Raw genomic sequence first — 8,305 nt, 5'->3', positions numbered from 1 at the left:
TCAACTACTGCCCTGGTGCGGCACGAAACTGAATAAGTAAGCGCTATACCTAACGGAGGCTGATTTGTAAGTCTAAAGCAAACAGGGAGATACGAATTTTATTCAAAAAAATGCCTTCTGCGTATTGTAAATAAGAAAACGGCACGTATATTTGCATTCTCAAACGAGACACGGTGGTTGTAGCTCAGTTGGTTAGAGCACCAGATTGTGATTCTGGGGGTCGTGGGTTCGAGACCCATCTTCCACCCCAAGCCCTTGAAGCAAACCTTCAGGGGCTTTTTTTATTTATATTGCATTGCTAAATGTGTGAATGGTTAAATGGGTGATAATAAATTCATTTAGTGAAACAACAATTTAACCATTTAACAATCAACAATTAAGTTAACAATCAACAATTCAAAGATATGAGCTTAGTAGTAGTAGGTTCGATGGCGTTTGACGCGCTGGAAACACCCTTCGGGAAAACAGATAAGATCGTAGGCGGTGCCGCCACATACATTTCGCTGTCGGCTTCTTACTTTGTAAAGCCCGTGAACGTGGTGTCGGTTGTGGGTGGCGATTTTGATCAGGATCACATCAGTCTGATGCACCAGCGCAACATCAGCACCGAAGGCGTGCAGGTGAAGGAGAACGAGAAGTCTTTCTTCTGGTCTGGCCGCTACTTCAACGACATGAACAGCCGCGAAACGCTGGTAACGGAGCTGAACGTACTGGGTGATTTCGATCCGATCATCCCGGAGGCTTACCAGAACTGCGAGTATCTGATGCTGGGCAACCTGGCGCCACAGGTGCAGCGCACGGTGCTGGAGCGCCTGACCAACCGCCCGAAGCTGATCGTGATGGACACCATGAACTTCTGGATGGATATTGCCATGGAGGAACTTCAGCAGACGATTGGTATGGTGGACGTGCTGTCGATCAACGACGAAGAGGCACGCCAGCTGAGTGGTGAGTATTCACTTGTAAAAGCTGCCCGTAAGATCATGGCGATGGGCCCGAAATTCCTGATCATCAAAAAAGGTGAGCACGGTGCCCTGCTGTTCCACGATGACAAAGTATTCTTCGCTCCGGCCCTTCCGCTAGAAGAAGTGTTCGACCCAACCGGAGCAGGCGATACCTTTGCAGGAGGCTTCATCGGCTACATCGCCGCCACAGGCGACATCAGCTTCGAGAATATGAAGCGTGCCATCATCCACGGTTCGGCCATGGCGTCGTTCTGTGTTGAGAAATTTGGTACTGAAAGACTGAAGAACCTGGGTCAGCAGGAAATTGACAACCGCGTGCAGCAGTTTGTGAGCCTGGTGGCTTTTGATACAGTATTATCCTAAGTATAAGAAATTTATATATTACGAAAAAGGGAGGCTACGGCTTCCCTTTTTCGCTTTATGCACATAGGTAGTATGAGGTGAAATTGTACTAAAATGTAACAAAGTGGAGGTGTTAAAGGTAAAACTAAAGTATAGATTACCTTAAAACTGACGAAAATGAGCTTAAAAAACGAAAATAAAAAAACACTGGACGAGTTAAAAAAGAATAACCCGGAAGGCAAAGATCCTAAAAAGCCAATGGGTAACATCGACACGAATCCGAACCGAAATGCGTTGAACGATAGCGAGACAAAAGTGCAGAACCCGAACCGTAACCTGGCAAAGGGCGGTAATAACATGCCTTACGACAAAAAATAAAAGTAAAGCGACCAAAACTGACCTGGCGGATGGTGCTAACAACACCTCTTACAAAAAGTAAGCACGCCAGGAATACAAAATAAGACTATGGAAAAGGAGAGGAAGGCCTGAGGGCTTTCCTTTTTTTATGTCCTTTTTTGAGCAGGTATAGCGCTAGGTTCGGGTTTGCTGTTTATTTTTAGATTCGTTCAATAGAAGCAAAGCATGCAGCAACACGACATCTGTATACTGGGCGCCGGGCCGGGCGGTGCTACAGCAGCCCTGCACCTGGCCAATAAGGGCATCCGCAGTGTGCTTCTTGACAAAGCAGTATTCCCCAGAGACAAGGTATGCGGCGATGCGCTGAGCGGCAAAGTGGTGAACGAACTGAAGCGTATCGATCCCAGCATGCCCGCCATGTTGGGCGAACAACAGACGCAACTACCCTCCTGGGGCATTCATTTTATCTCGCCAGCCGGGCACAAACTGAGCGTGCCTTTCAAACATAACTACGACCCTGCGCAGGATATCCCTTCCGGTTACATCTCCAAGAGGATAGACTTCGACAATTTCCTGATCGAACAAGTAAGGCAGCGGCCTGAGATAACGCTGCTGGAAGGTATGGACATGGCCAAAATTGAAAGAACGGATCAGGGATTTTCGCTGACAGATAAAAGCGGCGGGCATCAGTTCAGCACACGATTGCTGATTGCAGCCAACGGGGCGCACTCTTCCTTTGCTCGACAGACGGCAGGTATAAAGCAGGAGCCGGACCACTATTGCGCCGGCCTTCGGGCATATTACAAAAATGTATCAGGGCTGGACAAAGACAATTTCATTGAGCTGCACTTCCTGAAGGATTTTTTGCCGGGCTATTTCTGGATATTCCCGCTGCCGGGTGGCTATGCCAATGTAGGCGTAGGTATGCTGAGCGAGACGGTGAGCCAGAAAAAGGTGAACCTGAAAAAGGAAATGCTGCGCATGATCGAAAGCCATCCGGAATTCAAGCAACGCTTTGCCGGTGCCGAACTGATGGGTTATATCAAAGGCTATGGCCTGCCGCTGGGTTCTAAGAAGCGGGTGATCTCCGGCGATAACTACATGCTGGTGGGCGATGCCGCTTCCCTGATCGATCCCTTTACCGGCGAAGGCATCAGTAACGCCATGATCAGCGGTCGATGGGCGGCTGCACAAGCAGAGTTGTGCCTGCAGGAGAAGAACTTCTCCTCCGGCTTCATGCAGGGCTACGACAAGGCAGTTTATAACCGCCTCTGGAAGGAACTCAAGCTGAGCCGCCGCATGCAGCGCCTGCTAGACTACCCGTGGCTTTTTAACCAGGTAGCCAGCAAAGCCTCCAAAAACCAGGCACTGGCCGAAACCATCTCCTGCATGTTCACTGACCTCGACCTGCGTGAGCGACTCAAGCAGCCGTCTTTCTACCTCAAGCTGATTTTTAACTAGAACTCCTGTTTCAACCAGAGCTTAAAGTTCTGTTTTTCGGAGTCTGTCGCGTTCGGTCGCTTGGCAATACTATATTTTTTGTAGTAGGTTTGCTGGCTTGGCTCCAGCCTTAGCTGGCGAAGCTTTTTATTTCGGAAAAGCATCAGCTTTATACCTTGCATGAGGTCCGTATCAGCCAATAGAGACTGCAGATTCTGCTCAATTTTCCGTCCGTTTACCGCTATCAGTTCATCCTCTACACTTAATGCCGTGCTGGCAGGTGAGTTTGGTGCGATGGCTGTTACTTTGGTCATTTGCGTGTCAGTAACCGTTTTAAACCCGAAAAGCCGCTCGGTGATCATGGCGTTTTCTTCTGCTTGTAGCGTACAGCCCACGTAGTGAAGTGCTTCGTCCAGGGCATCTTCAATAGGAGCGGTACCATTGATGTAGCGATCAAAATAGCTCCTGAATTCTTCCCCTCCGACACGCAGCACGAGCTGTTCATAATCCTGTTCGGTGTAGCCTATACCTCGCTTACCAAACTCTTCCCAAAGCTGGCGCATCACCACGTCCAGGCTGGCTTGATTGGAGGTAGCACGACGCAGCTGCAGGTCTAGTAGCATGGCCGTTAAAGCCCCTTTGATGTAGATAGACACTTTGCGATCAGGTATACCGGGCTTGTAGCCATCCAGCCAGAGGTCGAAAGAGGAGTCGGCCACAGACATGTTGTTTCGGCTGTAGTCGGCGAAATAGCGCTGCAGGGTGGTGTTGAGTTCGTCGAAATATTGCGCTGCCGTAAACACGCCCGAGCGCACCAGCATGTAGTCGCCGTAGTAGGTTGTTATGCCTTCTGCCACATAGCCCGTCCGGAAGTAATTCTCCCCGGTAAAGTCATAGGGCAGCATCTCCTTGGGGCGGATTTGCTTCACGTTCCACGTATGGAAGAGCTCATGTGAACTTACGCCCAGAAACTCCTTGTACAGGGCAGGTGTCATCAGCAGTTCGCCGGGCCCGAGCGTAATGATGGTAGAGTTGACATGTTCTACGCCATGATAGAAACGGTAGGGGAGGATTTCGTTCAGGTAATGGTAATCCGCTACAGGGAAATCGCCGAACACCTCCAGCTGTTCCTTTGTGAATGCCTCGAAGTCCTGCTTGATCCGCTTCCAGTCCGGCCGACAGCTACCCTGTATCCAGATGTGGAAAGGTATACCAGCCAAGGTATAAGTCTCTTTTTGGAGGGAGGCGCTGGCAATCAGTGGGCTGTCCACCAGCTGGTCATAATTCTCAGCCTGCAAGGTATGCGGCTCCGTCTCGGGTAGTCCGCAGGCGATTTGCCAGTCGGCAGGTATAGCCAGTTGCAATTGCTGCGGCTCGTGCTCACGGCCTTCCACCGCCATAAGGCAGTTGATGCCGTTCAGGTATAGCTGCTCCTCGTCGAGCCAGGAGCCGCCGCCGTCCATTTGCCGGGCATAGAAGCTGTAGCGTACCTCGATCTGCGCTGCACCATTTGTCTCAACCAGCCATCGGTCCTTGGTGACCTTGCGCACAGGTATAGCCGCGCCGTCTGCATGGGCCGTAACAACACGCAGCTTCTGGGCAAAGTGCTGCAGCTCGTAGCGGCCCGGGCGCCAGGCGGGCAGCTGAAGGTATAGCTCCTGGTGGTTGTTATCAGGTATGGTGATGGTGATATCCAGAAAATGCGTGAGCGGATTAGTGTAGGAAATATGGTGCCGGATCATAACAAGAGATGGTATGGGGTTCGGTGTAAAATTAAAGTAATTTGCGCTTAGCACAGGTATACGGGTTCGCAGGATCTCCAAATTAAGGTATAGCTACGCGTTATTAATGGTTTAGAATGATCATTAAGCCCCTTTTTCTGTATTTTTTGAAATAATATAGGAGGTGGGATTGCTATTTTAGAAAAGCTTCCCTAATTTTGCAGGCCATAATAAAACCATTGGCAGACGATGAAAAGAACATTCCAGCCTTCGCAGAGAAAAAGAAGAAACAAGCACGGTTTCAGATCAAGAATGGAAACCGCTAACGGAAGAAGAGTGCTAGCTAGCAGAAGAGCTAAAGGCAGAAAGAAACTGACTGTTTCTGACGAAAGAAGACACAAGGCTTAATTTTCGGTTGTGCTTTGCTCAGTCCGGAGCCGCTCTATTATTGGATGGATCCCGTGAATGAACGATAAAGCTCAGCAACCGAATTCCTATACATTTTCGAAAGAAGAACGCTTGTGCAGTAAGCGCCTAATCTCGCTGCTGTTTAGCAAGGGTTCTTCTTTTAATTTGTATCCGCTCAGGTTTGTCTATCACACACCTGAAGATGCTCTTTTCGACAATACACAGTTGGTTATATCGGTATCGAAGCGCCATTTTAAGCGTGCCGTCGACCGTAACCGCCTGAAGCGTCAGATGCGTGAGGCTTACCGCCTTAACAAGCACATTCTTACCCAAAATCAAGGGCAGGCCCCCAGCCTCCTTGCCATTATTTATATCGGCAAGGAAAAAAAATCCTTTGATACAATCCAAAAAAAACTAATTTCCGGTTTGGAACGTTGTTTGACTAGATAGTCTTACCCCGCCCTAAACCCGGAATATTATGTATAAGAAGTCTATAGCCGGCCTCCTCATTGGCTGCCTTGCGCTGACCCTCTTCTCCTTTAAGACAGAGTCGGAGCGCTATTTCGAAATTGCCAAAAACCTCGACGTTTTTGCCACGCTTTTCAAAGAAGTAAATACCTACTATGTAGACGAAGTGCCGCCATCCAAACTGGTGCGCACAGGTATAGACGCGATGCTCAAGTCGCTCGACCCTTATACCAACTACATTCCCGAAGACGATATTGAGGATTTCAGAACCATGACCACCGGGCAGTATGGTGGCATCGGTGCGCTCATCGGTAGCCGCAACAACAAGATTGTGGTGCAAATGCCGTATGAAAACTCGCCTGCTCACAAAGCTGGTCTGGTGATTGGCGACGAGATCGTTAAGATCGACGGCGTAAACGTTTCCAGTAAGACTACCTCTGAAGTGAGTAAGTTGCTGAAGGGGCAGGCCAACTCTACTGTAAAACTGGAGGTGCGCAGCTACGGACAGAACAAATCCCGAACAGTAGAGCTAACCCGCGCTAACATCATGGTTGACAATGTGCCTTACTATGGCATGATCGACAATGAGATCGGTTACTTCCAATTGTCAGGCTTCACAGTGGATGCCTCTAAGGAGGTAAGGACCGCGGTGCAGAAACTGAAAGAGCAGGGAGCTAAGAAAATCATTTTCGATTTGCGTGACAATCCGGGTGGTTTGCTGCACGAAGCTGTGAACATCTCCAATCTGTTTGTTGACAAAGGCCGGGATATCGTTAGCACTAAAGGCAAAGTAAAAGAGTGGAACAAGACTTACAAGGCGCTGGATGAGCCACTCGATAAAAGTATGCCTATGGTCATTCTGACCAGTTCGCGCAGTGCCTCTGCCTCAGAGATTGTAGCCGGTGTAATGCAGGACTATGACCGTGCTGTGCTGGTAGGGGAGCGCACATTCGGTAAAGGTTTGGTACAGGCTACCCGCCCGCTTTCCTATAACTCACAACTTAAAGTAACAACTGCCAAGTACTACATCCCGAGCGGCCGTAGCATCCAGGCAATTGACTACAAGCACCGCAATGAAGACGGTAGCGCCGGCAAAATTCCGGATTCGCTTAAAGTGGCTCACAAAACAGCCGGCGGACGTATTGTCTATGATGGAGGTGGTGTAAGCCCGGATGTGGAAGTTACCCGCAAGACTTACTCTGAAATCGCCAGAACCATCGCAGCCAAAGGTTACTTCTTTGAGTATGCCAATAAGTATAGAGCCGAGAATCCTACTATACCTTCGGCCAAGCAGTTTAAGCTGACTGATGCTGACTACCAGCAGTTCGTTGCTTTCCTGGATAACAAAGATGTGAACTACACTACTAAGATAGAACGCGAGCTGGAAGATCTGACAGAGCAGGCGAAGGATGGCAAACACCTGGATGACATCAAGCTGGAGCTGGATGCCATCAAGAAAAAGGTTTCGCATAACAAGTCGAATGACCTGATGCGTTTCCGTACTGAGATACAGGAAATGCTGGAGGCTGAGATCGCTTCCCGTTACTATCTGCAAAAGGGCTATATCGAGTCTTCGTTTGATGACGACCCGGATATACTGATGGCAAAGCGTGTGCTCAGCGATCAGCAGGAGTATGCGTCTTACCTGAAAGTGAAGTAAAAGGATAAGGTATAAATAGAAGGGTGGTGCTGGTACGGTATCACCCTTTTTGTTTCTTGATCTTTCGGCCGTACTTTTGTCATCTCATTCATTATAAGTTCAATTATGCCACTACTCCTCGCGCTCGAAACCTCTTCTACTGTATGTTCTGTTGCCTTATATAAAGGAGCGGACCTGCTTGGGGCATCTGAGCTGCAGATTGAAAAGTCCCACTCCTCACATATTACGGTCATGATCTCGCAGCTTGTTGAGAACTGTGGCTATACCCTGCACAACCTGAGCGCTGTGGCTGTATCGGGAGGGCCGGGGTCTTACACGGGTTTGCGCATCGGCAGCTCCACAGCCAAAGGTCTTTGCTACTCGCTGGACATCCCACTGCTGGAGGTCTCTACTTTATATGGTTTGGCGAAGCAGGCAATCGATAGTGTGCCTAATGCGCAGCACTACTTGTTTTGCCCCATGATCGATGCCCGCCGTATGGAAGTCTATACCTGTCTTCTCAGCTCCGACTTGGAAGAGCTGATGCCAGTGACTCCTGTAGTGTTGGACGAGCAAAGCTTTCAGGAGCAACTAACAAGTCAACCGATCATTTTTTTTGGCAACGGAGCTGGCAAGTTCAAAAAGTTGGTGGAGGGAAATAAGCATGCATTGTTCATAGATAGTATACAGCCATCTGCAAAACCGATCGGTCAACTCGCGACGGTGAAGTACGAGCAACAAGCATTTGAAGACGTGGCCTATTATGAACCCTTCTATCTGAAGGATGTTTATATAACAAGTCCTACTAAGAACACGATTAAATAAGCTATAACAATGTCAGATATAATAAACAAAGTAGCACAAAGCGCACTTGTAACGCTGAACCTGGAAGAACTGCTTCATCCAGGTGAGCGGGTGGTGTATGATATTAAGGATAACCTGTTCCAGGGTTTGATTCTTCGGGA

9 protein-coding genes and 1 tRNA gene are annotated in these 8,305 nt (G+C 48.9%); 9 read left to right on the top strand and 1 reads right to left on the bottom strand.

Features of this window, described 5'->3' with window-relative positions; translation table 11 throughout:
- The first annotated feature begins 173 nt into the window (after window positions 1–173).
- From O71_RS16505 to O71_RS16490, 4 genes are all read left to right on the top strand, one after another.
- A tRNA-His gene (locus O71_RS16505) sits at window positions 174–250 on the top strand.
- Window positions 251–404: 154 nt separating this feature from the next.
- Window positions 405–1,328, top strand: coding sequence for a PfkB family carbohydrate kinase (locus tag O71_RS16500; RefSeq protein WP_007659009.1), 924 nt, complete (start codon window positions 405–407; stop codon window positions 1,326–1,328).
- 156 nt (window positions 1,329–1,484) lie between these two features.
- Window positions 1,485–1,685 carry a hypothetical protein gene (locus O71_RS16495; RefSeq protein ID WP_007659007.1) on the top strand — a complete coding sequence of 67 codons (201 nt, stop codon included), beginning with the start codon at window positions 1,485–1,487 and terminating at the stop codon, window positions 1,683–1,685.
- 204 nt (window positions 1,686–1,889) lie between these two features.
- The gene (locus O71_RS16490; protein WP_007659004.1) at window positions 1,890–3,125 is read left to right on the top strand and encodes an NAD(P)/FAD-dependent oxidoreductase; all 1,236 of its coding nucleotides are present in this window, start codon (window positions 1,890–1,892) and stop codon (window positions 3,123–3,125) included.
- On the opposite strand, the gene O71_RS16485 is transcribed toward O71_RS16490, so the two are convergent.
- Window positions 3,122–4,927 carry a M61 family metallopeptidase gene (locus O71_RS16485; RefSeq protein WP_237717877.1) on the bottom strand — a complete coding sequence of 602 codons (1,806 nt, stop codon included), beginning with the start codon at window positions 4,925–4,927 and terminating at the stop codon, window positions 3,122–3,124. The genes O71_RS16490 and O71_RS16485 overlap by 4 nt on opposite strands.
- A 147-nt stretch (window positions 4,928–5,074) precedes the next feature.
- Here O71_RS16485 and rpmH point away from each other — a divergent pair, with 147 nt between their 5' ends.
- From rpmH to O71_RS22760, 5 genes are all read left to right on the top strand, one after another.
- Window positions 5,075–5,233, top strand: coding sequence for a 50S ribosomal protein L34 (rpmH, locus tag O71_RS22770; protein WP_007659000.1), 159 nt, complete (start codon window positions 5,075–5,077; stop codon window positions 5,231–5,233).
- A 57-nt stretch (window positions 5,234–5,290) separates the two neighbouring features.
- Complete coding sequence (locus O71_RS22765; RefSeq protein WP_071530896.1) at window positions 5,291–5,683, top strand: ribonuclease P protein component; 393 nt, start codon at window positions 5,291–5,293, stop codon at window positions 5,681–5,683.
- 28 nt (window positions 5,684–5,711) lie between these two features.
- Window positions 5,712–7,361 (top strand): S41 family peptidase, encoded by a 1,650-nt coding sequence (locus tag O71_RS16475; RefSeq protein ID WP_007658996.1) that lies wholly within the window; start codon window positions 5,712–5,714, stop codon window positions 7,359–7,361.
- 105 nt (window positions 7,362–7,466) lie between these two features.
- On the top strand, window positions 7,467–8,165 hold the full coding sequence (gene tsaB, locus O71_RS16470) for a tRNA (adenosine(37)-N6)-threonylcarbamoyltransferase complex dimerization subunit type 1 TsaB (RefSeq protein ID WP_007658994.1): 699 nt from the start codon (window positions 7,467–7,469) through the stop codon (window positions 8,163–8,165).
- Between the two features lie 9 nt (window positions 8,166–8,174).
- Window positions 8,175–8,305: DUF2480 family protein (locus O71_RS22760; RefSeq protein WP_007658992.1), on the top strand; the 131-nt coding region annotated here is incomplete at its 3' end.

This window comes from Pontibacter sp. BAB1700, assembly GCF_000277005.1.
In the GTDB taxonomy this organism is placed as follows: Bacteria; Bacteroidota; Bacteroidia; order Cytophagales; family Hymenobacteraceae; genus Pontibacter; species Pontibacter lucknowensis.
The sequence above is the reverse complement of the archived record's forward strand: the minus strand, read 5'-3'. Positions and strand labels throughout refer to the sequence as shown.